General features: G+C 48.9%; 21 protein-coding genes and 1 tRNA gene. 14 read left to right on the plus strand and 8 right to left on the minus strand.

Features of this window, described 5'->3' with window-relative positions:
• Positions 1–965 (plus strand): Glu/Leu/Phe/Val dehydrogenase dimerization domain-containing protein (locus B3A20_RS03845; RefSeq protein WP_290762053.1); only part of this gene is annotated, 965 nt, incomplete at its 5' end.
• A 410-nt stretch (positions 966–1,375) separates the two neighbouring features.
• Here the strand turns inward: B3A20_RS03845 and B3A20_RS03850 are convergent.
• Together B3A20_RS03850 and lepA are read right to left on the minus strand one after the other, a co-directional pair.
• Complete coding sequence (locus tag B3A20_RS03850) at positions 1,376–2,365, minus strand: S26 family signal peptidase (RefSeq protein ID WP_290762056.1); 990 nt, start codon at positions 2,363–2,365, stop codon at positions 1,376–1,378.
• A 17-nt stretch (positions 2,366–2,382) separates the two neighbouring features.
• Complete coding sequence (lepA, locus tag B3A20_RS03855) at positions 2,383–4,203, minus strand: translation elongation factor 4 (RefSeq protein ID WP_290762059.1); 1,821 nt, start codon at positions 4,201–4,203, stop codon at positions 2,383–2,385.
• A gap of 241 nt (positions 4,204–4,444) precedes the next feature.
• On the opposite strand from lepA, the gene B3A20_RS03860 reads away from it, so the two are divergent.
• Both B3A20_RS03860 and B3A20_RS03865 read left to right on the plus strand, forming a co-directional pair.
• Entirely contained in the window at positions 4,445–4,870 is a 426-nt protein-coding gene (locus B3A20_RS03860) for a peptidylprolyl isomerase (RefSeq protein ID WP_349680064.1), read from the plus strand.
• A gap of 2 nt (positions 4,871–4,872) precedes the next feature.
• Positions 4,873–5,919 (plus strand): hypothetical protein, encoded by a 1,047-nt coding sequence (locus B3A20_RS03865; protein ID WP_290762064.1) that lies wholly within the window; start codon positions 4,873–4,875, stop codon positions 5,917–5,919.
• A gap of 229 nt (positions 5,920–6,148) precedes the next feature.
• On the opposite strand, the gene lexA is transcribed toward B3A20_RS03865, so the two are convergent.
• On the minus strand, positions 6,149–6,802 hold the full coding sequence (gene lexA / locus B3A20_RS03870; protein ID WP_290762066.1) for a transcriptional repressor LexA: 654 nt from the start codon (positions 6,800–6,802) through the stop codon (positions 6,149–6,151).
• A gap of 184 nt (positions 6,803–6,986) precedes the next feature.
• On the opposite strand from lexA, the gene B3A20_RS03875 reads away from it, so the two are divergent.
• A tRNA-Pro gene (locus B3A20_RS03875) sits at positions 6,987–7,060 on the plus strand.
• Positions 7,061–7,425: 365 nt separating this feature from the next.
• Here the strand turns inward: B3A20_RS03875 and B3A20_RS03880 are convergent.
• From B3A20_RS03880 to B3A20_RS03900, 5 genes are all read right to left on the minus strand, one after another.
• Positions 7,426–8,064, minus strand: a complete 639-nt coding sequence (locus B3A20_RS03880; RefSeq protein ID WP_290762067.1) for a hypothetical protein — start codon at positions 8,062–8,064, stop codon at positions 7,426–7,428.
• 115 nt (positions 8,065–8,179) lie between these two features.
• On the minus strand, positions 8,180–10,477 hold the full coding sequence (locus tag B3A20_RS03885) for a CotH kinase family protein (RefSeq protein WP_290762069.1): 2,298 nt from the start codon (positions 10,475–10,477) through the stop codon (positions 8,180–8,182).
• Positions 10,478–10,652: 175 nt separating this feature from the next.
• Entirely contained in the window at positions 10,653–11,192 is a 540-nt protein-coding gene (locus B3A20_RS03890; protein WP_290762071.1) for a hypothetical protein, read from the minus strand.
• 490 nt (positions 11,193–11,682) lie between these two features.
• Complete coding sequence (aspS, locus tag B3A20_RS03895) at positions 11,683–13,467, minus strand: aspartate--tRNA ligase (protein ID WP_290762074.1); 1,785 nt, start codon at positions 13,465–13,467, stop codon at positions 11,683–11,685.
• Positions 13,468–14,960: 1,493 nt separating this feature from the next.
• Positions 14,961–15,785: a hypothetical protein gene (locus B3A20_RS03900; protein ID WP_290762077.1), complete on the minus strand. Its 825-nt coding sequence runs from the start codon at positions 15,783–15,785 to the stop codon at positions 14,961–14,963.
• Positions 15,786–15,798: 13 nt separating this feature from the next.
• Here B3A20_RS03900 and B3A20_RS03905 point away from each other — a divergent pair, with 13 nt between their 5' ends.
• The 10 genes from B3A20_RS03905 (at position 15,799) to B3A20_RS03950 (ending at position 25,156) form a co-directional block, all read left to right on the plus strand.
• Positions 15,799–16,401: an ATPase gene (locus B3A20_RS03905; RefSeq protein ID WP_173565333.1), complete on the plus strand. Its 603-nt coding sequence runs from the start codon at positions 15,799–15,801 to the stop codon at positions 16,399–16,401.
• Positions 16,402–16,410: 9 nt separating this feature from the next.
• Positions 16,411–16,947, plus strand: coding sequence for a hypothetical protein (locus B3A20_RS03910; RefSeq protein WP_088631267.1), 537 nt, complete (start codon positions 16,411–16,413; stop codon positions 16,945–16,947).
• 17 nt (positions 16,948–16,964) lie between these two features.
• Positions 16,965–18,722, plus strand: a complete 1,758-nt coding sequence (locus B3A20_RS03915; protein WP_290762086.1) for a V-type ATP synthase subunit A — start codon at positions 16,965–16,967, stop codon at positions 18,720–18,722.
• Complete coding sequence (locus B3A20_RS03920) at positions 18,715–20,016, plus strand: V-type ATP synthase subunit B (RefSeq protein ID WP_173565335.1); 1,302 nt, start codon at positions 18,715–18,717, stop codon at positions 20,014–20,016. Before B3A20_RS03915 ends, B3A20_RS03920 begins: the two co-directional genes overlap by 8 nt.
• A 1-nt stretch (position 20,017) precedes the next feature.
• Entirely contained in the window at positions 20,018–20,650 is a 633-nt protein-coding gene (locus B3A20_RS03925; RefSeq protein ID WP_290762091.1) for a V-type ATP synthase subunit D, read from the plus strand.
• Entirely contained in the window at positions 20,647–22,578 is a 1,932-nt protein-coding gene (locus B3A20_RS03930) for a V-type ATP synthase subunit I (protein ID WP_290762094.1), read from the plus strand. The genes B3A20_RS03925 and B3A20_RS03930 overlap by 4 nt, the downstream gene beginning before the upstream one ends.
• A gap of 39 nt (positions 22,579–22,617) precedes the next feature.
• A complete protein-coding gene (locus tag B3A20_RS03935; RefSeq protein ID WP_290762097.1) occupies positions 22,618–23,073 on the plus strand; it encodes a V-type ATP synthase subunit K in 456 nt (151 codons plus the stop codon).
• An 18-nt stretch (positions 23,074–23,091) separates the two neighbouring features.
• Complete coding sequence (locus B3A20_RS03940) at positions 23,092–23,547, plus strand: V-type ATP synthase subunit K (protein WP_088641096.1); 456 nt, start codon at positions 23,092–23,094, stop codon at positions 23,545–23,547.
• 164 nt (positions 23,548–23,711) lie between these two features.
• Complete coding sequence (locus tag B3A20_RS03945) at positions 23,712–24,734, plus strand: aminoglycoside phosphotransferase family protein (RefSeq protein WP_290762100.1); 1,023 nt, start codon at positions 23,712–23,714, stop codon at positions 24,732–24,734.
• Positions 24,734–25,156 (plus strand): PTS sugar transporter subunit IIA, encoded by a 423-nt coding sequence (locus B3A20_RS03950; protein ID WP_290762104.1) that lies wholly within the window; start codon positions 24,734–24,736, stop codon positions 25,154–25,156. Before B3A20_RS03945 ends, B3A20_RS03950 begins: the two co-directional genes overlap by 1 nt.
• Positions 25,157–25,166: the final 10 nt, after the last annotated feature.

Here is a 25,166-nt window from a genome sequence, read left to right on the forward strand (position 1 = left end):
AGGGCGGTTCCGACTTCGATCCTAAGGGCAAGAGCGACAACGAAGTGATGCGTTTCTGCCAGTCCTTCATGACTGAACTCTGCAAGCACGTCGGTGCCGACACGGACGTTCCGGCTGGTGACCAGGGTACTGGCGCTCGCGAAATCGGTTACATGTTCGGTCAGTACAAGCGCATCCGCAACGAATTTGTGGGCGTTCTCACGGGTAAGGGCCTCTCTTACGGTGGTTCTCTCGCTCGTACCGAAGCTACCGGTTACGGCCTCTGCTACTTCACTCGCGAAATGCTCAAGGACCTCGCTAACGACTCCTTCGAAGGCAAGACCGTCGTGATTTCCGGTTCCGGTAACGTCGCTCAGTTCGCTTGCCAGAAGGCAACGCAGCTCGGCGCTAAGGTCGTGACCATGTCCGACTCCAACGGCTACATCTACGACCCGAACGGCATCAACCTCGACATCGTTCTCGACCTCAAGAACGTGAAGCGCGCTCGCATTAGCGAATACGCCAAGCTCGTTCCGGGTTCTGAATACCACGAAGGTTCTAAGGGTGTTTGGACGGTCAAGTGCGACATCGCTCTTCCGTGCGCTACCCAGAACGAACTCGACCTCGAAGGTGCAAAGGCTCTTATCGCTAACGGCGTGAAGGCCGTTGCCGAAGGTGCTAACATGCCGTCTACTCCGGAAGCTATCGAAGCATTCCAGAAGGCTGGCGTTCTCTTTGGACCTGCCAAGGCTGCTAACGCTGGTGGCGTTGCTACCTCCGGTCTCGAAATGTCTCAGAACTCCGAACGTCTCTCCTGGACATTCGAAGAAGTGGACAAGAAGCTCGAAGGCATCATGAAGAGCATCTACGCCGCTGCTTCCTCTGCTGCTGTCAAGTACGGCCAGAAGGGCAACCTCGTCATGGGTGCAAACATCGCTGGCTTCCTCAAGGTTGCCGATGCCATGAAGTGGCAGGGCGCGGTTTAATGCTCGGCCTTGCTTAACGCAAGGCATCGCTTTAGACTAGGGAAGGCTCCGCCCTCCCTAAAACCTACCTTTTTCCAAAGCTAAAGGTTAAAAAGCATTAAAAAAGTCCTCGGTCTCGCAAGAGCCGGGGGCTTTTTTTGTCCCGTGTCTGTAGGCCGAAGGTTGTTCTCTCTTCTCTCGCTTTATAAAACCCTTATGACTTTTGTTGTCATAAATCTTTCTTTTTTGTGATTTTGCAAACGGTAGATTGCAAAATGAAGCCTGTATTCGATTTTTTTTAAACAGGATTCTAGATTTTGCTCCTAGTAATGATTTAGCGTCTATATGGAGAACGAAATTGAGGAAAAAGAATAAACGGATACATTGGTTGTATCTTTTTCGTTTAGCTTTATTTTGGAAATTTAAATTTTTTAAGTTTTGGTAGCTTCGCCGTTTTGGGGCTTAGACTTTTGCTCTGTTTTTGGGGATTTCTTGTTTGACTTTTTCTTGGGGCTGTTCAAGAGCCTTTTTAGGGATTTTTGCGTTTGTCTTATGCGGTCGTCAACTTGCTTCTGGATTTTGTTTGCGACCTTGTTTGCTCGGCCTAGGATTCTGTTTTGGGTGAAATAACCGATTTCTCTAGAGTCGGCGCAGTGGCTTGATTTCTCGCAGATAAGGTAATAGCAATCTTCGGGAACTACATAGAATGAAATTTTGGAGGAGTCCTTGGCATTGTACAGCTCACGCTTGATGCGGATGGGAGTGTTGCCCGGTTCTGCAAGGAATATCTGGAGTTCGACAAGGAATCTATCTTGCCAGGGCATGTAGTCGATTTCTTGCAGGCTCACAAGGCGGTTCCCGAGCTTTGTTGAACCGATGCGTTCTAGAGGCATTTCGCGATTGCCTTGCCACAGGCTGGATTTGACGTAGAACTTTTCGTTCTGTTCGTTCATGAGCGAAATCAGGTAGTCCTGTTCCACATCGTTCAGTTGGTCAACCCGAAGTGTGTCTCCCTTATGTGGAATGTAGATGCTTCGCGTCTCGATGAACGCGTCTTCTCCTTTCCATCTGAAATTACGGTGCGGCGTGTAGACTTTACCGTTGTTCGTAATCGTGATGGAGTCTCCCGGAACGCCAAGGACTTTGCGCACCATGTTGTCCTGGTTGCGCATGATGCCCCAGACGTAATCGCCGTCAACGATGTTTTCTGTACAGCGTGGGAGCTTGCACATCCACAAGACGCTGTTTTTTTTGAATTTGGGGTACAGCGAGTTGTCTTGCACGCGGACAGGCACGAACGCGTAATAGCGAACGCCAACCATAACGGCGAGTACAGCACTGAGGATAAAGACAAGAATGAACACGTGCGCCTTGGAGTGGCGTCGTTGTAATGACCTGACTTTACGATCGAGTGCTGACATTGCCTTACAAACTACAATTAGTCGTTGCTGCCGGTAGAATCGTCGCTGAGCGAGAGCACGGCAAGGAACGCCTTCTGTGGCACTTCCACAGAGCCGATGCTCTTCATGCGCTTCTTACCTTCTTTCTGCTTTTCGAGGAGCTTCCTCTTACGGGTGATGTCACCGCCGTAGCACTTGGCAAGCACATCCTTGCGGACGGCCTTCACGGTGGAACGGCTGATGATTTTTCCGCCGATGGCGCCCTGGATGGCGACATCGAACTGCTGGCGCGGAATGAGGTCCTTGAGCTTTACGCAGATGGCGTTGGCGTAGGTGTTCGCCTTGTCGCGGTGGATAATCACGGAGAAGGCGTCGACCGGGTCTCCGTTCAGGAGAATGTCGAGCTTGACGAGGTTGTTGCGCTTGTATTCACTCGGCGTGTAGTCGAGGCCTGCGTAACCGCGGCTTAAGGACTTGAGGCGGTCGTAGAAGTCGAACATGATTTCGGCAAGCGGGAGGTCGTACTTGAGGATGACCTTTGTTTCGTCGATGTATTCCATCGTTTCGAACGTGCCGCGTTTTTCTTCGCAAAGCGTCATCATGGCGCCCACGTATTCCTTAGGCGTAAAGATTTGTGCCTTTACATACGGTTCTTCGATGTAGTCGTAGCGGCTGGCATCGGGGAGCTTGGAGGGGCTTTCGATTTTCACCATGGAGCCGTCGCTCATGTACACGTGATATTCCACGTTCGGTACGGTCGTGATGATGTCCACGTTGAATTCGCGGTCCAGGCGTTCCTGCACGATTTCCATGTGCAAAAGTCCGAGGAATCCCGTGCGGAATCCAAAGCCGAGCGCTTCGGAAGTTTCCGGTTCCCAGCAAAGAGCGGAGTCATTGAGGCGGAGCTTTTCGAGGGCTTCGCGCAAATCCTTGTAGTCTTCCGGATCAATGGGGTAGATGCCCGAGTAAATCATCGGGAGCACGTCCTTGTAGCCCGGGAGCGGTTCTTCGGCCGGATTGGCGGCATCGGTAAGCGTATCGCCGATTTTCACGTCGCTAATCGTCTTTACGTTGGCGAGTACGTAGCCGACCATGCCTTCGGTGAGTTCCGGACGCGGGTCGCGGCGCATGCTGAATGTACCGACTTCCGTGACGACGTATTCGCCACCCGTCTTCATCATGCGGATTTTCATGCCCGCTTTGAGTGTGCCTTCGACAATGCGGATGTAGTTGATCACGCCGCGGTAGGAATCGTAAACGGAGTCAAAGATGAGGGCCTTGAGCGGCTTGCCTGCATCACCCTTCGGGGCCGGGATTTCGTCGACAATCTTGTCGAGCACCTGTTCCACGTTGAGGCCGGTCTTTGCTGAAATGCGCGGAATCTTGTCCGGATCGTAGCCGAGCAAGTCACCGACAAGCTGCGCCACGTGATCGGGCTGTGCACCCGGAAGGTCTACTTTGTTCAAAACCGGGATGATGGTAAGGTCGTTTTCAATCGCAAGGTAGAGGTTCGAAAGCGTCTGGGCTTCGATGCCCTGGCTTGCATCCACGACGAGGATGGCTCCTTCGCAAGCGGCAAGGGAACGGCTGACTTCGTAAGTGAAGTCCACATGCCCCGGGGTGTCGATCATGTTCAAGATGTATTCTTCGCCATCTTTTTCATAGACCATGCGGATGGCATGAGCCTTGATTGTAATGCCGCGTTCGCGTTCCAGGTCCATATCATCCAGGAGCTGGTTCATCATTTCGTTCTTGGAGACCGTCTTGGTCAGTTCAATCATTCTGTCGGCCAAGGTGGATTTGCCGTGATCGATGTGGGCGATAATGCTAAAATTTCGGATGTTGTTATTTTGCGGCATATTAAGATGTTGAAGAGTTTTTGCATAAATATAGAAATCTTGTGCCTGTTTATTGGTATTCGCTGTGAACCCTTTAAAAAAAAACTATATTTTAGTTGAACAAATTGTTCGTTTTGAACGATATAACTACGGAAGTTACGTTTTGTTTAAAAAGCTCATTTTTTGCAGTGCTCTCTGCCTTGCCGCAAACGCTTTTGCTGCGGGAAAGGTTTTCAACAAGGATTACACGGGAACGAAACAGATCCTTGCCGAGATTACAACTCATGAAGGAAAAATTGTTGTAGACCTGAATTTCAAGGCCGCTCCGAATACCGTGGCAAATTTTGTTGAACTTGCCAATTCCGGTTTTTACAACGGTCTACTTTTTCACCGCGTGATTCCTGGCTTTATGATTCAGGGCGGCGATCCGAATGGTGATGGAACGGGCGGTCCCGGTTATACCATTGACGACGAACAGAACGATCTCAAGCATGAGACGGGTGTGATTTCTATGGCGAACAAGGGACCTAATACCGCCGGTTCGCAGTTCTTCATTACGCACCTCCCGCAGCCGCATTTGGACGGCAAGCACACGGTGTTTGGCAAGGTCATCGAGGGCCACGATGTTGTGTGCCGCATTGACCCGAATGATCCGATTTTAAACATTAAAATTGTGGAAAAGAAGTAAATATGAGTTCCAAAAAAGCGACATCAAAAGCGCCTGCAAAGGCAAGTACTTCTGAAAAGAAATCTGCCAAGCCCGCACCGGCAAAGAAACCTGTAGCAAAGTCCGCTCCGGCTCCGGCCAAAAAGGCTGCCCCGGCCAAGGCTCCAGCAAAGCCTGCTCCAGCTGCCAAGAAGCCTGCCGCAAAGGCAGCTCCGGCTCCTGCAAAGAAGGCCGCATCTGCTAAGGCTCCTGCAAAGTCTGAACCGGTTCCGGTCAAAAAGGCTGCCCCGGCTAAGGCGTCTGCAAAACAGGCTGCCCCGGCAAAAAAAACTGTATCCAAGGCTGTTGAAGCTCCCAAGAAACCTGCTCCGGCAAAAAAGGTTGAACCGGCAGTCGAGGCCAAGGCTCCGTTGAAGAAGGCTTCAGAAAAGGAAGTGGAGAAGGAAGTCGAAAAGAAAGTCGTGCAGGAACCTGTAAAGGAAGTTGTCGAAAAGGCTCCCGAAAAGGTTGCTGGAAAAGTGGAAGTTGTTGAAAAGGTTGAACCGAAGAAGGCTCCTGTGAAGTCTGATTATCCGTATGCAGTTTTGCTTGAAGGCGGCAAGAAGCCTTGCAAGTTCATTATGTTTGTCGAAATTGACGAACAGGAAGAACGTGCCAACAAGAAAAAGGTGACTTCAGAAATGAAGAACCTCGAAAAGAAGCCGACATCTGCAATTCGCCACAAGATTTCTCTTGCGGAAGAAACTCAGGAAGAGCTGACGGAACGCATCTTGAAGGAACTCGAAGAGCAGAACGCCGCTTTCACGCGCGAAGCTGCAACTCAGATTTGTACGCGTTGCAACAAGAACCTTGTTTCTCCGGAATTCTGGGTCGACAAGCATCTCGGTTACTGCGAAGAATGTGCCGCAATTTTGCACTTGGGTCAGTCCAAGGAAGCCCGCAAGGTGGAATACCAGTTGGGCGCTATGGGCGGAGACTCCCTTGACGAAGCTGATGACGATGAATTCGAGGGACCGGACGCAGCGGACTTGAAGGAAGCTGAAGAAGAACTCGCTGATTTCGACGATTAATTTGTCATCGTGGAGCCCTCATCCTCGACCTGGAGTGCGTAGCGTCCTGGAAACAGCGCGATAGGATAGGGGAAAGGAATCCGTTAAATTGTATAAAGAAAAAGCCGAGGCGATGAACCTCGGTTTTTTTTGTATTTACTGAACGCATCAATTCGTCATTTAGGGAAGTGTCTCAAGTTTGTCTTGAGGCTGTAGAATGGAAGAATCCAGTAAAAGCTTTGTAAATAAATTAATTAACTTTTCTCATGACGCCGATGACGCGACCTGCAATCGAGAAGTCTTTTTTGTTGTTCACGATAATCGGTTTGTACTTCGGGTTTGCCGGGCGGAGCTCCACATGGTCTGCGCTCGGATGGTAGTACTTGACCGTTGCTTCGTTGTCGATTTGTGCAACGACAATTTCGCCAAGGTCGGCGGTCTTTTGCTGACGAGCGAAAATCAAGTCGCCATCGAAAATGCCGGCGTTGATCATTGAATCACCTTTGACGCGGAGAGCGAACACGTCGCTACGGCAGGCGAGGAAGTCTCTGTCGATAGTGACGGTGCCTTCGAGGTTCTGCACGGCAAGAATCGGCGTACCAGCGGCAACGCGACCGACAATAGGAATTTCAATCGTATTGCTTGCTGCTTCCTTGCCGGATTCTTTTTCGTCATTAAGAATTTCGATACCGCGGCTGAGACGCGGAGAACGGTTGATGTACCCTTTCTTGATGAGGGCGGCGAGGATCGAACGTACGCCGTTTGTGGAAGAAATGTCAAAGTGGTTGCCGATTTCGCGAACCGTTGGCGGCATGTGGTTTTCCTTCGAATACTTCTTGATGTATTCGTAGATTTCTTCTTGCCTGGCCGTCATTTCTTTGCGTTTTTCGTTATTGATTTCCATGTTTTGCCTCTCGTCATAAAGGGTGCTGGAATTTATACAATATAAATATAATGCACAACTGGGCAATTGTCAATATTTTCAGTGCACAAAAGTGAAGTTTTTATGAAAAAATTTGTTATAGAAGAAAAAAAATCACGTTTCCAAGCAAATTTTACAGTAAATCTTTGCTATATTTGGAGCACTTCGGGGTGTAGCTCAGCCTGGTAGAGCGTCTGCTTTGGGAGCAGAATGTCGTCAGTTCGAATCTGGCTACCCCGATACACAAAGAGCCGCCCCGTAGGGGTGGCTCTTTGTGTATTTGGAGGGGGCCAAAGGAACTGACGAAGTCAGTTCGACAAAATCCGCCAATGTTTGAACGGAGAGAAAACGAATGGCGGATTTTGCGCTGCACGCGTGCGTGCAGCCCGTAGGGCTCGAGCCACTCGGCGTAGCCGAATAGGGGCGAGAGCAATCTGGCTACCCCGATTTGCAATTAGCAAAAAAAAATCTACGCAGCCAACAGCTACGTAGATTTTTGTTGTTTGGGGGATATGTCCCTAATATAACTATTCAACCCCTTTATAATATTACTTTTTACTTCACCAAATGATATAACTGTATTAATTGTATTTCTTCGAGTTTCTTCATTCTTTTCTCAAAAAATATTTATCCATCGGGAAATAATCTATAAGAAATGACCCTTGATAAACAGTGTAAAATTCAGTTCCGATATCCATTGCTAAATAAGTGCGCTTGCTAACCGTTATGCTCGATTTGCTACTGAATATAAGGTCATAATGCATTCCTGATTTCGTTGTCCAAGTATCTTTATTAATAAGGAATTCTTTTTTGAGTATTGGCTTTTTTGTGAACCTTGCAGGAAGCTCGATAACTTCTGAAATTGAAACGCCAATGGCGAGTATTAGCAGAAGGATGAATTCAGTAATAAAATTTTTTGTAGATGGTTCTTTGTTGTCTTTTCTTGGAGGCAATACTTTAAAGATATGTAAAATAATGCCCAAACCAAAGCTTATAAAGAAGGCTAATGAAATTCTAAGCAATGTTCTGTATAGCTCACGTTCGGCGAGTTTGTTCAAAAAAGTTTCGTCGATGATATAGCCGAGATCAAACGAATGTGTTTTTGCTCTTAGAAGGAAAAATGCTATAATGAAACAAGCCTCTAGTATGAATAAAATAATTAGTGTTTTCTTTCTTAGTGAATTTTTTGGGGCGGGATTTATCGGCCCTTCTTCGGAGGGTGGGAGAGGTTGTTTCTCCATCATTTGGCTCTCCATCATCATTGCTTTTCTTCGTCTTTTGGCTTCTCTGGACATAATTTTAATATAAAAAAATCCCCGCATTGCTTTGCGGGGATGGTGAAGTAGAATGTAAAATATGTTATCTAAACATTGCTGTTATTGTTAGGCCTGCGCTAGCCTGAACTTTGTGCGGATTTTCAGTTGAACCGTCAGACCAGCCCGTGAATACCGCGCCTGCGCTGGTAACTGCCGTCAACAGCAATTCGTTGTTCGTAAAGAATTTGCACTGGTAGTTGTTGCTCGGAAGCTTCATGCCGTCAACCTGTACCGATCCATTTCCGCTTGCGCCGATGGTTACAGTGACTTCGTTTTCGAGGTCAAAGCGTTCGACCATTTCTTGCTTGAGCTTTTCGCCGCGATTCTTGGCATAGGCAACAAGCGTGTTGCCGCTCGGATCCCACTTGAAGTTTGCCTGGTTACGCGGCCAGCGTTGCTCGTCACGCTGCTGTTCCGAAGATGGAATGGTCGCCATCATGGACTGGACCGTGCTCTGTACCTTTTCGTAAGTCAAGTAGCTGTTGAGGAGTATGCATGCGTTGTTGATGAACAGCCGCTTGAAATCCGGATTCTCGAGGAGCTTCTTGAGCATTCCGCCCGGGGCCCTGCTGTCGACAGAACTTCCGCCAAAACCGCCTCCAAAGCCTCCGCCGAAGCCGCCCCACATGCCGCCATTTCCGCCTTGATTGCTTGTCTGTTTTGCACCGAGAACCCAGTCGAACATGTTTTGATTTTCTTCATCAAAACCGCTGATGCCCGGTGTAAAGCCAAAACCGTGGTCGGTATCAAATGCAACAAACTTGAACGGGTGTCCGTTGCCGCCCCAAGCGCGCACGTTGTTGTTTGGCCAGTCTCCATTGTGGTAGTACATTTCGGCGAACATGTACTGCGCAAAACTGTTGACGTTGAGCTTGCTCTTAATCTGTTCGTATTGCGTATTGTTCTCGCCTGCAAAATTGGCACTAGAAATACTATTTACAAGTTGTTTGTAATCTTCCGTCGAAGCCCCGTTTGTTCCGCTTGCTTCGTAACTGGAACCGGTAATCTTAATCATGTTGATGGACTTGGAATCAATGCCGTAATTTGTTTCGACATAGCTCCTGTTCAAGCGTTCGCGCATATCGTGGATGCCGAAGTATTCGCCGTTGTAGAACACGACGACCTGGCGGCTGCGCTGGTAATCGACTTCCGTGCCTTCCATGAGCGCTGTCATCATGGCATCGCCAACATAGTCGCACCAGAAGCGGTTCCCGTTGTTGCGCAAGTTGAAGCTTTTGAATTTCTTTGCTTCAGGGCGCGTTTTGAACAAAGAATATTTGAGAGTCTTGTCGCCGTAATTGTCGTTGTCCATCTTTATGGCAACACTCTTCTTGGGCTTGTAACGGCTGTAGTTGCCGATAATCGATATGCCTGCATCGATTTCCCAAGTCTTTTCAGTGGTAGAGCTTCCCTTTTCGAAGTATTCCACATGGACGGGGAGCTCTGTATCTTTCCAAAAATTCGCCTGCTTGCAAGGCTCGGTGCATTTCGGGTTGTTGTTGTCGGTAACGTTTGCGCCGCCGCCAAAGTCCCACATGCCGCCACCCATGCCACCGCCAGTGAGGTTTCCGGTAGCGTAGAGACCATCGGTAGAATCGAACATGTCGTGGTGATTGACCGTAAGTGCAACGACTGGCATCGAAACGTTTTCATTGATGAAATACGTTTGCGTTGTAGTATCAGCGGCCATGCCGTTTACAAATTCAGAACAACGTACAACTGAGCTCTCGGTGATTTGCTTTGCCACTGTGATTTGCTCGGAAGAGACCGTCGGGAAGGAACCGTCAAATGTGCAACGGATTTCGCCACCCTTTTGCGGAGTGAGTGGCTCAATCGTTAAATTCTTGTAAAAGCCTGCTTTCGGGAGGAACGTTGCTTTGGCCTTGTGGTTGTCGTCGTATTCCGTAAGCCCACTAGAAGATGACGGTCCGCCAACAGAGGGGCTCGAAGTCATAGCACTTGAAGAAGAAATGGCCGGAAGTTGTGCTGGAGACGAACTACTAGCCGGAGCTACAGCAGAACTCGTTGCTGAAATTATTGCAGAACTGGAATGTGGCGCGGGCGAGGAGGAACTTTCAGGAACAACTGCGCTTGATACCCCTGGAGTGGGGACGTCTTGGGCGTTCGTTTGAGAACTGGATATACCTGCAAGCTGGGTGGACGAAGAAGATTCCGTTGAGGGTGGAATGTTTTGGTAGTCCGGGTCGTTTTGTTCCATCGACGAAGACGAAATGTCGCTGATTTCAGGAGCCGTACTATCAAATGCGGCTACATTATCATCGGCACATCCGTAAAAATACATACTTGCAAACGCAAGTGGCCAAACCAAGTGTTTTTTCATTATAAATCTCATCCCTTGAAAAAACTAAACCCACACTTCTATATTGGAATATATAGCTGTTTTCCCCCCCATAGACTGTATTTATTGTTTTTTTTCATTAACTGTTGTAAACGTTGAGATTTTTTTTGTGAAAATGAGACAAAAATGCTCAAAAAAAGGAAATTATGACTGATTTTTAATGGCGTAATAAAAGACCGTAAATTATCAGTCCAAAGCCGATAAGGTCAAGAATGCCTGTAATGAGTTTAAATTCTTTTGGGTGATCTTTTCTTGTTCTGATGACGGTAAATTCTTTTAAGCACAGTCTTATTTGGCCATCAAATGTACAGCCTATTACAAATGTTAAAAATCCTAGTCCGCTTATAATAAAGTTAAAAGATGTGTATTGCTTTGTCTGATTATCGAAAAAGCAGAAGCCAGTTAAGATTAAGATGAAACCAATGACTTTAAACGCAACAGAGCCTGGCGTCATTCTGTTTTGATATTTTTCATTGAGACTTTGTGTATACTGTGGCAATGGCAAAATGTCATCTTTGTTGCCGGTGAGTTCGATTATGCGTTTTTCGACAATTCGGATCCGTTCTGGAGAATCATCTGCCTGAAATGCATGATCGCGAATTTGGCTTAAAATATCGTGAAGTCCCTGATTGATGGCGATCCAAAGTTCCGAGGAACGCCTTTCGCGGGCGCGGCTGGCTATTTTCCCTTTTTCCAAAGACTTCTTCAGCCGTAATTACGAGTGGGATTGGGTCTGTACCCTTGTGGTTGCCTCCCATGCTCGACGAAAGATCGTTCTCGTCAAGAACGTTGTGCATAATCTATGTATTACGTTTATTGAAATTGTTACGGAATTTGTTATGTAAAGGTGGGCCCTATTACTTGTAAAATCGATATCTCCGAGTCCTTCCAAAACGAATTTCTTGTAAAAAATGTTATCCAGGGGGGCTAATTTTTACAAAAATCAGCCTTCTTACGGCAAATTCACTTTTTGGCACGTATTTTGCAAACCCTTCCGCTAGGACGTGCCGAGCGAAGTAAGGCGAGAATCTACAGCGTAAAAAATGAGAGCCGAAACACCTTTCGACTCTCAAATTTTTTTTGCATTACTAGTAACTAGTTGCTGCACCGCAGCAAGGCTTGTAGTTGAATGGTTCGCAGTTGATTTCCCAACCACAAACCACTGTCTACTTCCTACTGTCTACTGCCTACTTACTCTTCGGCAACTGCACAGAAATGTGGATGTCCTGCAACTGCTGCAAATCCACTTCGCTCGGGCTCTGGTCCATCGGGCTAGAAGCACTCGTGTTCTTCGGGAATGCGATGTAGTCACGGATAGATTCTTCACCTTCCATGGTAGCGACAACGCGGTCGAGACCGAAGGCGAGACCGCCGTGCGGAGGAGCACCATACTTGAATGCATCAACGAAGAAGCCGAACTTGGTCTTCACCTGTTCTTCGGAGAGGCCGAGCAAACGGAACACCTTTTCCTGAACTTCCGGGTTGTGAATACGGATAGAACCACCGCCGATTTCCACACCGTTAAGAACAAGGTCATAAGCTTCAGCGTTGCAATCCTTGAGGTTGCCGCTGAGCATCATGTCCAAATGTTCCGGAAGCGGGTTCGTGAACGGGTGGTGCATAGCCATGTAGCGGCCTTCCGTGTCGCTGTATTCGAACATCGGGAATTCGGTAATCCACACAAATTCACGCTTCTTCGGATCGCGGAGACCCTTGATTCGGGCGACTTCCAAGCGGAGCTGACCCATAGCCGTAGCTGCAATCTTTTCCGGACCGGCGATGAAGAACATCATGTCGCCGCACTTAGCGCCAACAGCGTCGCGGAGTTCGTTAAGTTGTTCGGTCGTGAAGAACTTGCCAACCTGAGTTTCCACTTCGTCGTTTTCCTTGACGCGCATCCACACGAGGCCCTTGGAACCGTACTTGCCCACGTAAGCCGTGAGTTCGTCGATCTGCTTACGAGTAAAGTCAACGCAACCCTTAGCAGCGATACCGCGGATCTTGCCACCAGCGGCAACGCAGTTCTTGAACACGCCAAAGTTGGACTTTGCACCGATTTCAGACACATCGTGGATTTCGAGGTCGAAGCGGAGGTCCGGCTTGTCGGAACCGTACTTGAGCATAGCTTCTGCCCACTTCATACGGCGGATGTGGCGCGGCGGTTCGAAGTTCCAAACCTTACCCAAGACTTCGGTCACGAACTTGTCGAACATTTCCATGACTTCGTCCTGGTTCACAAAGGACATTTCGACGTCGATCTGTGTGAATTCCGGCTGACGGTCAGCGCGGAGGTCTTCATCGCGGAAGCACTTGGCAATCTGGAAGTAGCGGTCCATGCCAGCAATCATCAAGAGCTGCTTGTACTGCTGCGGAGACTGCGGAAGGGCGTAGAACTTACCCGGGTTCACGCGGGACGGCACGAGGTAGTCGCGGGCGCCTTCCGGAGTGGACTTGCAAAGGCACGGAGTTTCGATGTTTTCAAAACCGTTGGCATAGAAGAAGTCGTACACGGCCTTGAGGAAGCGGCTCTTGAGGAGGAGCTTCTTCTGGATCCACGGACGGCGGAGGTCCAAATAGCGGTACTGCAAGCGGAGGTCGTCGTTTTCCTTGCATTCTTCGTTCGGGTCGTTAATGGCCAAGGGAGAGGTGAGAGCGGCGTTCAAAATTTCGAGCTTGTCAGCCTTGACTTCGATTTCACCCGTAGCGAGCTTTTCGTTCGTGTTGCCTTCTTCGCGGGCGTAGACCTTACCAGTCACGTAAATAACGTATTCGTTACGGAGCTGTTCGGCGGTCTTCAACACGTCGGCGTTGTAGTCCGGGTTGAAAACGATCTGGGTCTTGCCATACTTGTCGCGGAGGTCAACGAAAATCACACCACCATGGTCACGGCGGCGATCCACCCAACCGGCGAGTGTTACGATCTGGCCAACATCTTCCTTGCGAAGCTGGCCGCAGTTATGTGTACGTTTCATGGTTGTATCCTTGAAGATAATTTTTCGGGCGAAAATATAGCAATTTAGAACTTAGAACTTAGAACTTAGAGCTTAGAAATTGCAGAAATAGTTACTAGAAAACGAAGTTGGAATTGTGTTATCTTGGGCGAAACATAGTGGAGTCGAAGAATCTAGGAATTTTTTTTATAGTGGTGGGGGAGGAATCCCCCTCGCTTCAGCCGCTTCGTCATAGCAACGTCACGGGCGACGTCATTCCATCCCACGAGCCGGAACCTAGCCGCCATCTTCTTGCGTCTTCCGCTACCCCTTCGAGCGGGGCCACCCCGCAACGCCCCGTAAAATCTCAGCTCATAACGAGCCACGATTTATGCAAATTTACGTACTAAACGAGCATTTTAAACGCAACTAGTACGTAAAAAACAAAAGCCAAATAAGCCTATTTTGCAATGTTCGCCACAATTACGTACTATACCAAATAAAACAATACCGCAAGTACGTATAATATCCTCGTCGCAAACAAAAAATCAATAGCAATATGGAATTAGTCTGCACTTTTACGTACTGCATGGTCACTAAACAGCCATTTAGTACGTAGCATATAAATTAAACAAAAAACATTACGTACTAAGACCCATTAAAACACCCTTGAAGTACGTAAAACGTTCCAAAACGAGCTCAAGCCCGTCCATAAGTGATTTTTACGCCCAGCTACGCCGCTTTACACCAATCAACAAGCAACGCCAACCGTTTTAGTCAAAACCTATAGCTGGTTATTGTTTTATCTCGGCTCGTAAAGAGCCCCTATAAGACCTTAAACGCACATATTCAAATTCCTTGTTTATTATATACAATCAAGTTATATCAAACAATCCAATCACTTTTTATTCTTCATTTCTTTCCCATATTTAATTAATTCATAGAAAAATTTACCCATATTACATAGAAAAACTATAGAAGTCGTATAAAGGCAAATTCCATCAGTAAACCTAGAATCGTTTATGTAAAGTCCAAAAAAAACTGGACCAAAAAACGAAAAAACAAAAACTGGGCCAATTAGCATTTGTAGAAAAAAATGCCTAAACTTACAATTCTTCGTTTTATTCAATGCCGAAACATGAATATAAAATACAACAATAAAAGGAATACTAGCAATAATATAAATCATTTTTCTGCAGGGCACTTATTGTCCCATTCAAGCGTAGATTTTTGATCAATCACGAATCCAGCAGCACCACCGATTGCACCACCTAAAACCTCTTGGTTTTATCTCGGCTCATAAAGAACCCCTATAAGACCTACTTTCAGAATATACCTTATTTTATGCGGGTTCGCAAGCGGTTAGACGTTGAAAAAAAAACAGAAATGTTGAATCAAATCCTGGGTTTTCGTCCGCATTCCTGTCCGTGATACTCAGGATGCATTTAATAGTGTAGAAATATTTGAATAACCTCTCGCGGTTGAAAAAGAATCACCCAGAATATATTGGATATTGAATAATGTTTGAATTCGCTTTACATGAACTTCGCTGCAATTTTATATTCAACACTGTATCTGCGATACTTCCCGCGCAAGTAGTACACTACAGTAGGCTTTGTTGTCCCGTCCGAGAGTTTGGCTATCCCGTAATACGCGTTGCCATTATGTCTATTGATGTCTACTCCCGTGCATTTGATGGGAGCTTGCTTTAGTTCGTTTACGTTAAGATCTGCCAAAGCCTCGTCTTCTATCCAGCCGTATTTGTCGGTTGTGTAACCTGAGATGATGGCGGCTATAATTCCGGCACAGACTAATGTTACGCCCGTGGCGCGCAAATGTTGTTTGTCGTGTTTGCCTTCGGTTCCTTTGAAAAAATTGGAACATTGCTTAAATAGCAGGTACATGGCGGATATTACGATTATGGAAGAAAAGCCCGCTTCTGCAGTTTTCATCAAACGAAAATCGATGTATACGTGGTTCAATACGGGCCTAATGAAAATGGCGATTGCTACGATGTAAATGATGGATAAAATGAGGGGCCCAGCAGGGTTTTTCTTGAAATTTTCGCAGCATTCTTTTGCTTCTTGAATCTTTTCTGCTTCGCTTTTTTCTTTGCGCATGTAAATTCCTTTTGGAGTATATAAGATACGATTTTCTTTCCAAATCTGTAAAGCGCTTTCCATTTTCTGTCGAGGTTTTACGCCTTTTGTCGCTCCTTTTGGTCTTTTTATCCTCCAATTGTGCAAGTAAACAATATTTTCGCAATTTTTTGACGATTTTCTTGTCTTTTTTAAAATTTTACTTGTATATTTTTTTCTGTGTTTAATAAAAATGCCCTTAAAAGGGGTGTTTTGGTTCAATTTGGAGATTTAAATGGCAGAAGATTTGCAAGCCCTTATGGAACGCATCCAGAAGGATGCTGTCGAAAAGGCAGAACTCGCAGCAGCAGATATTATTTCTAAGGCAAAGGACAAGGCAGCTGAAATTGTCAAAGCCGCCGAAGACGAAGCCAAAGCAAAACTCGAAAACGCCGACAAGGAAGCACAAGCATTTACAGAACGCAGCGAACGCACTTTGGAACAGTCCGCTCGCGATTTGCTCCTCTCGGTGGGCAAGAACCTCGAAAAGATGATTCTTGATCTTCTCAGCCTCCAGATTGACAAGTCTCTCGATGAATCTACCGTGAAGAACATGCTCCTTACGGTTGCAAAGAGCTACACCTCCGACATCGAAATTAACTTCTCCGAAGCTGATGCCAAGGCTCTCACGGGCTTTGTGATGGGCGAGTTTGCAAAGCAGCTCAAGGCTGGCGTCAAGGTCGAAAGCGACAAGGGCGTCAAGTTCGGCTTCCGCGTCAAACTCGACGGCGGCAAGGTCAGCCACGAATTTACAGAACAGGCAATGGCGGAATCTCTTTCTGCCTTGCTCAGACCGCAACTTGCAAAGATTGTAAACAAGGCCGCCCAGGGCAAATAAGGCGGTCCAATGAGCAGTCCAGCATATTTGATGGCATCGCTTCCGATGCTAGAACTGGGCGACGTTCCGCCCCTTAGCATGGCCGAGTTCCGTGGCCGTTGCGAAGGTGTGCTGGATGCCCCAGAACTCGAAGCGCTCGACGCCCTTTTGGCGGGCGAAGAGTGCGATGATGAATTTGTTAGGGAATACCAGTCCCGCGAAACCCAGATGAGAAACGTTTCAGGTAGGCTCCGCGCCCAGGCGTGGGGCCCTGAAGTGCGTTTTGCGGAACGTTCATTCTCTGGTTATGACGTCACCTTTGCGAAGATGATCCAGGACGCGTTCATGAAGTCGAATCCGCTTGAAAAGGAACAGGATATCGACCGCGCCCGTTTTTGGCTTGTGGATAGCCTTGCCGGTGTAGGCGAGGGGACCATCAAGCACGTCTACGCCTATGCGATTAAGCTTAGAATCTGCGAGCGTTGGGCTCGCTTGAACGATATCGCAGGCGACAAGGCCGTCATCAATATTATTAATGAAAACGATCCTGCGTACAGGCAGGAATGAGTGGAGGTCCATTTTCAATGGCTAGTATCGGAAAAATAACCGGCGTGAACGGAAACCTGATTCGTGTCAAGTTTGAAAGCGCCGTTTCCCAGAACGAAGTGGCTTATGCAAAGCTCATTTCGAAGAACGAAGCAGGTAAGACAGAAATCATCCCCCTTAAGAGCGAAGTGATTCGTATCCGTGGTGATTACGCTGAACTCCAGGTGTTCGAAGATACGACTGGCCTCAAGGCTGGCGACGAAGTCGAATTTACGGGTGAACTCCTTTCTGTTGAACTTGGTCCGGGTCTCCTTACTCAAGTTTTTGATGGCCTTCAGAACCCGCTGCCGAAGCTCGCTGACGAATGCGGCTTCTTCCTCCAGCGCGGTAAGTACTTGAAGGCTCTCCCGCGTGACAAGAAGTGGGCTTTTACTCCGGTCGCTAAGGCTGGCGATGTTGTTGTCGCTGGTGATACGCTCGGTACGGTTCCGGAAGGTGTTTTCTCGCACCGCATCATGGTGCCGTTCAAGCTCCTTGGCAAGTGGACTGTAGATTACATTACGACTGCCGGTGACCGCGTTGTCGAAGATGTTGTCGCAAAGCTCAAGAACGATAAGGGCGAATCTGTTGATGTGACGATGGTGCAGACCTGGCCGGTGAAGATGCCGATCAAGGCTTACGAAGAACGCTTGCGCCCCTCCAAGCCGCTCACTATGCAGCAGCGCATTATCGATACGTTCTTCCCTGTGATGCAGGGCGGTACGTTCTGTACGCCGGGCCCGTTCGGTGCCGGTAAGACCGTGCTCCAGCAGCTTATGAGCCGTTATGCCGACGTGGACATCGTGATTTTGGCCGCTTGCGGTGAACGTGCTGGTGAAGTGGTGGAAACCCTTCGTGAATTCCCGGAATTGATTGATCCGCGTACGGGCAAGTCCTTGATGGAACGTACGCTGATTATTTGTAACACGTCTTCGATGCCGGTGGCTGCTCGTGAAGCTTCTGTTTATACCGGCGTGACGCTCGCTGAATACTACCGTCAGATGGGCCTCAACGTGCTCCTCCTCGCAGACTCTACTTCTCGTTGGGCTCAGGCTCTCCGTGAAATGAGTGGTCGTTTGGAAGAAATTCCGGGCGAAGAAGCATTCCCGGCTTACCTCGAATCTGTGATCGCATCTTTCTACGAACGCGGTGGCGTTGTCCGCCTCAAGGACGGTTCGACCGGCTCCGTGACAATTTGCGGTTCCGTGTCTCCGGCAGGTGGTAACTTCGAAGAACCGGTGACCCAGGCTACCCTTAAGGTGGTGGGCGCATTCCTCGGCCTTTCCCGTGAACGTTCTGACCAGCGCCGCTTCCCGGCAATCCATCCGCTCGATTCCTGGTCCAAGTACGAAGGCATTATCGATTCCAAGAAGGTTGCCGAAGCCCGTTCCATTCTCGCTAACGGCGTGGATGTGAACAACATGATGAAGGTCGTGGGCGAAGAAGGTACTTCCATCGAAGACTTTATCGTTTATTTGAAATCCGAATACTTGGATGCAGTTTATCTGCAGCAGGACGCTTATAATGAAATCGACGCCGCTTGCTCTGCAGACCGTCAGAAGTACGTGTTCGATAAAATTTATACCATCCTTAAGACTCCGATGACATTTGCCGAAAAGGATGTTGCTCGTACGTTCTTCCTCAAGCTCACGCAGGCGACCAAGGACTGGAACCGCGTGGCATTTGACAGCCAGGAATTCAAGGATCTCGAATCCAGTATTTTTGCTTCCGTAAAGGAGGTTTCTCTCAATGCATAATGTTACTTACCATCGTATTGAACGCATTGCCGGTTCTGTGATTACTTTGAGAGCCGAAGGCGTTGCAAACCAAGAACTCGCTCAGGTTACAAGTTCGTTCGGTACATCTCTTGCCCGCGTGATCCGCATTGACGGTGATCTTGTGGACTTGCAGGTTTTTGCGGGTGCCCGTGGTATTTCTACGGATTCCGAAGTGCGATTCCTTGGTGAACCGATGAAGGTCCCGTACAGCGAAGCTTTGCTTGGCCGCGTGTTTAACGGTGCCGGCAAGCCGCGCGATAACGGCCCGGAAGTCGATGGCGAACGCATCACGATTGGTGGCCCCTCCGTAAACCCAGCTAAGCGTATCATCCCGAAGACGATGGTGCGTACGGGTATCCCGATGATTGATGTGTTCAACACGCTCGTCGTTTCGCAGAAGCTCCCGATTTTCTCGATTGCAGGTGAACCCTACAACGAACTTTTGGCACGTATCGCCTTGCAGGCTGAAGTCGACGTGATTATCCTCGGCGGCATGGGCCTCAAGCACGATGACTACCTCTATCTCAAGGATTACCTCGAAAAGAACGGTGCACTTAGCCGTACGGTGATGTTCATGCACACTGCATCTGACCCGATTGTGGAATGCTTGCTCGTTCCGGATGCATCTTTGGCTGTTGCTGAAAAGTTTGCAACCGAAGGCAAGAACGTGCTCGTGCTCCTCACGGACATGACGAACTTCGCCGACGCCATGAAGGAAATCGCTATTACGATGGAACAGATTCCGTCTAACCGAGGTTATCCTGGCGACCTTTACTCTCAGCTCGCAAGCCGTTACGAAAAGGCTGTGGACTTTAGCGATGCTGGTTCTATCACGATTTTGGCTGTGACCACCATGCCGGGCGACGACGTGACGCACCCGGTTCCGGACAACACGGGTTACATTACCGAAGGTCAGTTCTACTTGCGCAAGGGCCGTATCGAACCGTTTGGTTCTTTGAGCCGCTTGAAGCAGCAGGTGAACGGCAAGACCCGTAGTGACCACCGTACCATCATGAACACCATGATTCAGCTGTACGCCAGCTACAAGGAAACCTTGGAAAAGCAATCCATGGGCTTCAACATGAGCAACTGGGACCAGAAGCTGTTGAAGTACGGCGTACGCTTCGAAAAGGAAATGATGGACCTTTCTGTGAACATCCCTCTTGAAAAGGCTTTGGATCTCGGATGGGAAATCCTCGCCGATTGCTTCACTCCTGAAGAAACCGGTATCCCCACCAAGATGATCAATCAGTACTGGCCGAAGAAGTGGTAATATGGCTAAGGTCAAGTTAACTAAAAACGCCCTCAAGGCGGAACGTGACGCACTGAAGCGCTTCCAGCGCTATCTGCCGACGTTGCTTTTGAAAAAGCAGCAGTTGCAGATGGAAATGCGTACGCTCCAGGAGAAGGTGATGGCGAAACGCGAAGAAGAGGATAAGCTCCGCAAGAGCATGGCTTCGTGGATTTCGCTTTTTGCCGAACCCATTGAGTGGAAAAAGTATCTCTCGGTGAAGAGTGTCGAACAGGGCGAGGGTAACATTGCCGGCGTGAAGATTCCGACGTTTAGCGGCGTGGAATTCAACGTGAACATTCCGGACTTCTTTACGACTCCGGTGTGGCTCGACGATGGTATCCGCAGCTTACAGGGTTTGATTTCTTTGCGCCTGGAACGTCGCGTGCTCGAGCGTCAGTACGAACTTTTGTCTAAAGAATTGCGTACCACGAGCCAGCGTGTGAACCTGTTCGAAAAGGTGAAGATTCCCGAGTCTAAGGATAACATCCGCAAAATCAATATCTTCTTGGGCGACCAGCAGACAAGCGGTGTGGCCCGTAGTAAGCTTGCAAAGGGCAAGGCTACGGCTAAGGCGCTTGCACTTGACGCTCAGAGTAAGGAGGTTGCCGCATGATTACTCCTATGAAGAAGGTGACCATTCTTACGCTTGCAAGCCATAAGGAAGAAACCCTTAAGGCTCTGCGCGAAATGGAAATTATCCATTTGACTCCGCTCCAGAATGCCGTAGGTGCATCTGTGAACGGTGCAAAGGGTGCTGTGGCCCGTGTGCAGAAGGCTATGGAAGTCGTTCCGGATAAGCTTCGCAAGGGTGTGACGCCTGCAGCGAAAGGTGCAAGCGGTGTAACGCTCGTCGAAGAAATCCAGACGCTCATTTCGGACAAGAAAAATGCCGAAATCCAGCTGGAACAAGCCAAGGAAGAACTTGAAAAGCTCCACGCTTTTGGAAATCTCGATCCGCGCACGGTCAAGGAACTTGCCGCAAAGGGCATTTTTGTTCGCCTTTATCTCGTCGATCTTTCTAAGGAACCTTTTGAAGTCGAAGGCGATAACGCTTACAAGCATGTCTTTGGCAAGGATGAAAATGGCACGTACATTGCCGTGTTCACGAAGGGCGATGCTCCTGCATCTGTGAAGGGTGCGTTTACGGAACTCGCCATGCCTCTCAAGTCGCTCGAAGAATATCGAATGATTGAAGAGGAATCGAACACGACGATTTCTGCTGTGGATGAACGCTTTGCCCAGCTTGCTTCTGTGAAGGACGATCTTGAAGACCGCCTTTTGGAAGTGACGGACCGTTACAATCTCGTGGAAGCTTCTGCAAGCATGCTCCAGAACAAGGGCCTTGCAGCACTTCAGGGATTCTGCCCGGAACCGCGCGTTGCTGAAATCCGTGCGGCAGCGAAGGCAAACGGCTGGGGCATCCGTGTTGAAGATCCGACGGACGAAGATAGCGTCCCGACGCTTCTCGGCTACAACAAGCTTTCACGCCCGATGCAGTGCCTCTATGACATTATTGGCATCTCGCCGGGCTACAACGAAGTTGACGTGAGCTCTGTGTTCCTCTGCTTCTTTAGCATTTTCTTTGCGATGATCGTGGGCGATATGGCGTACGGCCTGTTGTTCCTCGGCATCGCCCTCTATGCGAGAGCGAAAATGCCGAAGGCAAGCAGTGCTGGATTCCACTTTGTGTATTTGATGAGCTGGGCGACTATCATCTGGGGCGCCATCAATGCAAATTTCCTCGGGCTTACGCCGGAACTTGCAGGGTGGAGCTACTATCTCGATATCGCTAACTACAACTTTATCCCGGAAGGCGTGCGTAACGTGCTCTACTGGATTCGCAGCTCTGCTCCGACGGATCCGACGCGCTTCGAAGCATACAAGCAGTTCTGCGAGATGTTTACATTCTTGCCGGAAAGCTTTGTGCCGAAGGCCGCAGGGGCATCCCAGATGCAGCATATCCAGCTGTTCTGTTTCTGCATTGCCGTTGTGCACTTGAGCATTGCTCATGCGTGGAACGTTGTTGTGCGTATCAAGCGCAAGTCTTCGACGTTCATGGCGCAGGTGGGCTGGCTCATGGGTGCTTGGGTCATGTTCTTCCTTGCATGCAACATGGTGCTTGGAATCGACATGCCGAAGTTCGTCATCCCGATGTTCATCGTGGAAGTCGTGCTTCTCGTGCTCTTTACGGTGCCGCCTAGCCGCCTCAAACAGGACTTCATCAGCATCCCGATGCTCGTGCTCGACATCGTGAACAGCTTTACCGACGTCATCAGCTATATCCGTCTCTTTGCTGTGGGTATGTCTGGTGCCGCAATCGCCGAAGCGTTCAATGGAATGCTCTCGCCGCTGTTTGGCTCTGCCGTGGGTGTTGCCGGTGCAGCTCTAGTTCTTTTGGGCGTTCATTGCTTGAACATTGCACTTGCCGTGATGGGCGTTGCAGTGCATGCCGTACGTCTTAACACACTCGAATTTTCAAATGGACTTGGTCTTGAATGGAGCGGATTTGCATTCAGCCCCTTCGCCAAGCAAAAAAATTAAACCAAGGGTTAAATCCCGCTACTTAATGAGGATAATATAATGGAACCGAATACAATGGTTACTCTCGCTAAAATGGGTGCTGCTGCCGCTCTCGGCATTTCGGCAATGGGCTCCGCCCTTGGTTGCGGAACGGCTGGTATGTCTGCTATCACGATGTGGAAGAAGGCTTATGCTCAGGGTAAGTCCGCTCTCTTCACGCTTCTCGTGTTCGTCGGTGCTCCGATTTCCCAGACGATTTACGGCATGTTGCTCATGAACTTCATCTTGAGCAAGGCTGCTGAACAGGGCTTTACGAACTGGGGCGGCTGCCTCGGTGCTGGTATCTTCGGTGGCCTCGGCATGATGGCTTCTGCTTGGTACCAGGGCAAGTCTGCTGCAGTGGCTTGCGATGCTCTCGGTGAAACCGGCAAGGGCATGGTGAACTACTTGATGGTTCTCGGTATCGTCGAAACTGTCGCTTTGTTCGTGCTCGTGTTCTCCATGATGGTGCTTTAATCGAAAGAGGTTGCACTTATGGATCAATCACAACTTTTAACGCTCGCAAAGCTCGGTGCGGTGGCGGCTCTTGGCCTTGCCGCGGTGGGCTCTGCGCTGGGTTGCGGGACTGCCGGCATGGCGGCCATCGGTGCCTGGAAAAAGGCGTATCTCAAGGGTAAGAACGCGCTCTTTACGCTGCTCATTTTTGTGGGTGCGCCGATTGCGCAGACGATTTACGGCATGCTCCTGATGATGTACATCTTGAACAAGTCGCAGGCAAATCCTGGCAACTGGGCAGCTTACCTCGGCGTAGGCATTTTCGGTGGCATTGGCATGATGGCTAGCGCTTGGTACGTGGGCAAGTCCGCAGCTGACGCTTGCAACGCTCTTGGCGAAACGGGCAAGGGCCTCGTGAACTACCTCATGGTGCTCGGTGTCGGCGAAACCGTCGCGCTGTTCGTCATGGTGTTCTCGATGATGCTCGTGTCGTAAAAGTAATGGCGGGGCGGCGCCCCGCACATAGATGTCATTCCGGCCTCCGAGCCGGAATCACCAAAAAAAGATTGCTTAACGGCAGTCTTTTTTTGTTGTAAATTGGAGCGCAAAATCGCTAATTTTATTTGTCATTTTCATATTTCTTTAAGTATATTAAAAGCATGCAAAACGATATTATTAAAATTTCTCCGAGTATTCATGAGTTCCTCTTGACTCATGGTTATACTGAAAACTTTACTGTGACTCCCATTGCCGGTGCAGGCTCTGGAAGGCGTTATTTCCGTATCGCTAGCGATGAACGTAAAAGCGTCTTGCAGGTGAGTGCCGAAGTGAACGAAGATTTCAAGCACTTTGTCGAGTATTCCAAGACATTCAGGGAATACGGCTTGCCGGTTCCGCGCGTTTATTGTGTTGACGAAAATGCGTGCCAGGTGTTGCAAGAAGACTTGGGCAAACGCAGCCTCTTGGACGAAGCTTTCCCGAATGGCTCAAAGGTCCTTTCGGGCAGTGCGCGTATTCTGTACCCGGAAGTGATTGATGCGCTTATCCAGTGGCAGAATGCAAGCCATCAGCTGTTTAGCCATCATACCGAAATTTGGCTCCGTCGTTTTGACTTTGCCGCCCTCAAGTGGGAATCCGATTACTTTACCGAGAATTACCTCAAGCTCCACAAGGGCATTACGGAAATTCCGGAATCAGTTCGCTATTTCTATTCACTCGTGGCCGTCTCCGTTGAAGCTCAGACGAAGGTCTTGATGCATCGCGATTTCCAGAGCCAGAACATCATGATCCGCCCGAATTCCGAAGTCGCATTTGTGGATTTCCAGGGCGCTCGTCGCGGTTCTATGTTCTATGATATTGCATCGCTCTTGTGGGACCCGTACGTGAGCTTGCCGCTCCCGATGATCAAGGACTTCTTTGAATATTGGCGCAGCCAGTACCGCGGTACAAGAATTTATACGAAGGACGATGCCTGGGATGGCTTTGTGCATGCCAGTTTGCAGCGCTTGATGCAGGCTCTTGGCGCATACTGTTTCCTCTCGAAGGTGAAAAAGATTGAAAAGTTCGAACAGTACATTGAACCGGGCAAGGCTCAGCTCCGTGTGCTGTTTGGCGAATTCAAGCAGATTGCCAAGGCTACAGACCCTGAAGTGTTCAAGTTCATGGATTGGGCGCTGCAGTAATGGCTCTCATCTATACGCGTATTTACGCGCAGCCAGTGGAGTTCAATCGTGCTTTGGGTTACGCTTATGACGCACTTGTGAAAAGTCCTTATTCGTTTGATGCGATGTCTACATGGAAAGGGCTTTCGGAGCGTGTCGCTCAGGGCATTTATATGGGGCAGGGACTCTTGCTCCCGCATACGCGAGTTTCTGGTTTGCAGGAACCGTTGATGGCTTTTGTTGTCGCTCGTGAGGGCATTACGGGGATTAAAACTCGTAATGAAGAAATTGCTCAATTTATGTGCGTGCTTCTTTCTCCGGCGGAATCGGCTATGGCGCATACGGTTACGATTGCGAATGTGGCAAAGCGATTGCTCGACCCCGAATGGAAAGAAAAAGTCCTCGCCGCCACCGATGAGGAAGAATTAAAGAAAATGTTCTAAAGTGTTACTG

Origin of the sequence: Fibrobacter sp. UBA4297, from assembly GCF_002394865.1 — a bacterium.
Lineage (GTDB): Bacteria > Fibrobacterota > Fibrobacteria > Fibrobacterales > Fibrobacteraceae > Fibrobacter.

What these genes read in the sequence shown, in the direction of transcription:
- B3A20_RS03920 (WP_173565335.1), top strand. Translation starts at nt 18,715, where the DNA reads ATGCATAATGTTACTTACCATCGTATTGAACGCATTGCCGGTTCTGTG.
- B3A20_RS03880 (WP_290762067.1), bottom strand. Translation starts at nt 8,064, where the DNA reads ATGATGGAGAAACAACCTCTCCCACCCTCCGAAGAAGGGCCGATAAAT.
- B3A20_RS03950 (WP_290762104.1), top strand. Translation starts at nt 24,734, where the DNA reads ATGGCTCTCATCTATACGCGTATTTACGCGCAGCCAGTGGAGTTCAAT.
- B3A20_RS03945 (WP_290762100.1), top strand. Translation starts at nt 23,712, where the DNA reads ATGCAAAACGATATTATTAAAATTTCTCCGAGTATTCATGAGTTCCTC.
- B3A20_RS03935 (WP_290762097.1), top strand. Translation starts at nt 22,618, where the DNA reads ATGGAACCGAATACAATGGTTACTCTCGCTAAAATGGGTGCTGCTGCC.
- B3A20_RS03940 (WP_088641096.1), top strand. Translation starts at nt 23,092, where the DNA reads ATGGATCAATCACAACTTTTAACGCTCGCAAAGCTCGGTGCGGTGGCG.
- B3A20_RS03885 (WP_290762069.1), bottom strand. Translation starts at nt 10,477, where the DNA reads ATGAAAAAACACTTGGTTTGGCCACTTGCGTTTGCAAGTATGTATTTT.
- lexA (WP_290762066.1), bottom strand. Translation starts at nt 6,802, where the DNA reads ATGGAAATCAATAACGAAAAACGCAAAGAAATGACGGCCAGGCAAGAA.
- B3A20_RS03930 (WP_290762094.1), top strand. Translation starts at nt 20,647, where the DNA reads ATGATTACTCCTATGAAGAAGGTGACCATTCTTACGCTTGCAAGCCAT.
- lepA (WP_290762059.1), bottom strand. Translation starts at nt 4,203, where the DNA reads ATGCCGCAAAATAACAACATCCGAAATTTTAGCATTATCGCCCACATC.
- aspS (WP_290762074.1), bottom strand. Translation starts at nt 13,467, where the DNA reads ATGAAACGTACACATAACTGCGGCCAGCTTCGCAAGGAAGATGTTGGC.
- B3A20_RS03850 (WP_290762056.1), bottom strand. Translation starts at nt 2,365, where the DNA reads ATGTCAGCACTCGATCGTAAAGTCAGGTCATTACAACGACGCCACTCC.
- B3A20_RS03910 (WP_088631267.1), top strand. Translation starts at nt 16,411, where the DNA reads ATGAGCAGTCCAGCATATTTGATGGCATCGCTTCCGATGCTAGAACTG.
- B3A20_RS03915 (WP_290762086.1), top strand. Translation starts at nt 16,965, where the DNA reads ATGGCTAGTATCGGAAAAATAACCGGCGTGAACGGAAACCTGATTCGT.
- B3A20_RS03925 (WP_290762091.1), top strand. Translation starts at nt 20,018, where the DNA reads ATGGCTAAGGTCAAGTTAACTAAAAACGCCCTCAAGGCGGAACGTGAC.
- B3A20_RS03865 (WP_290762064.1), top strand. Translation starts at nt 4,873, where the DNA reads ATGAGTTCCAAAAAAGCGACATCAAAAGCGCCTGCAAAGGCAAGTACT.
- B3A20_RS03905 (WP_173565333.1), top strand. Translation starts at nt 15,799, where the DNA reads ATGGCAGAAGATTTGCAAGCCCTTATGGAACGCATCCAGAAGGATGCT.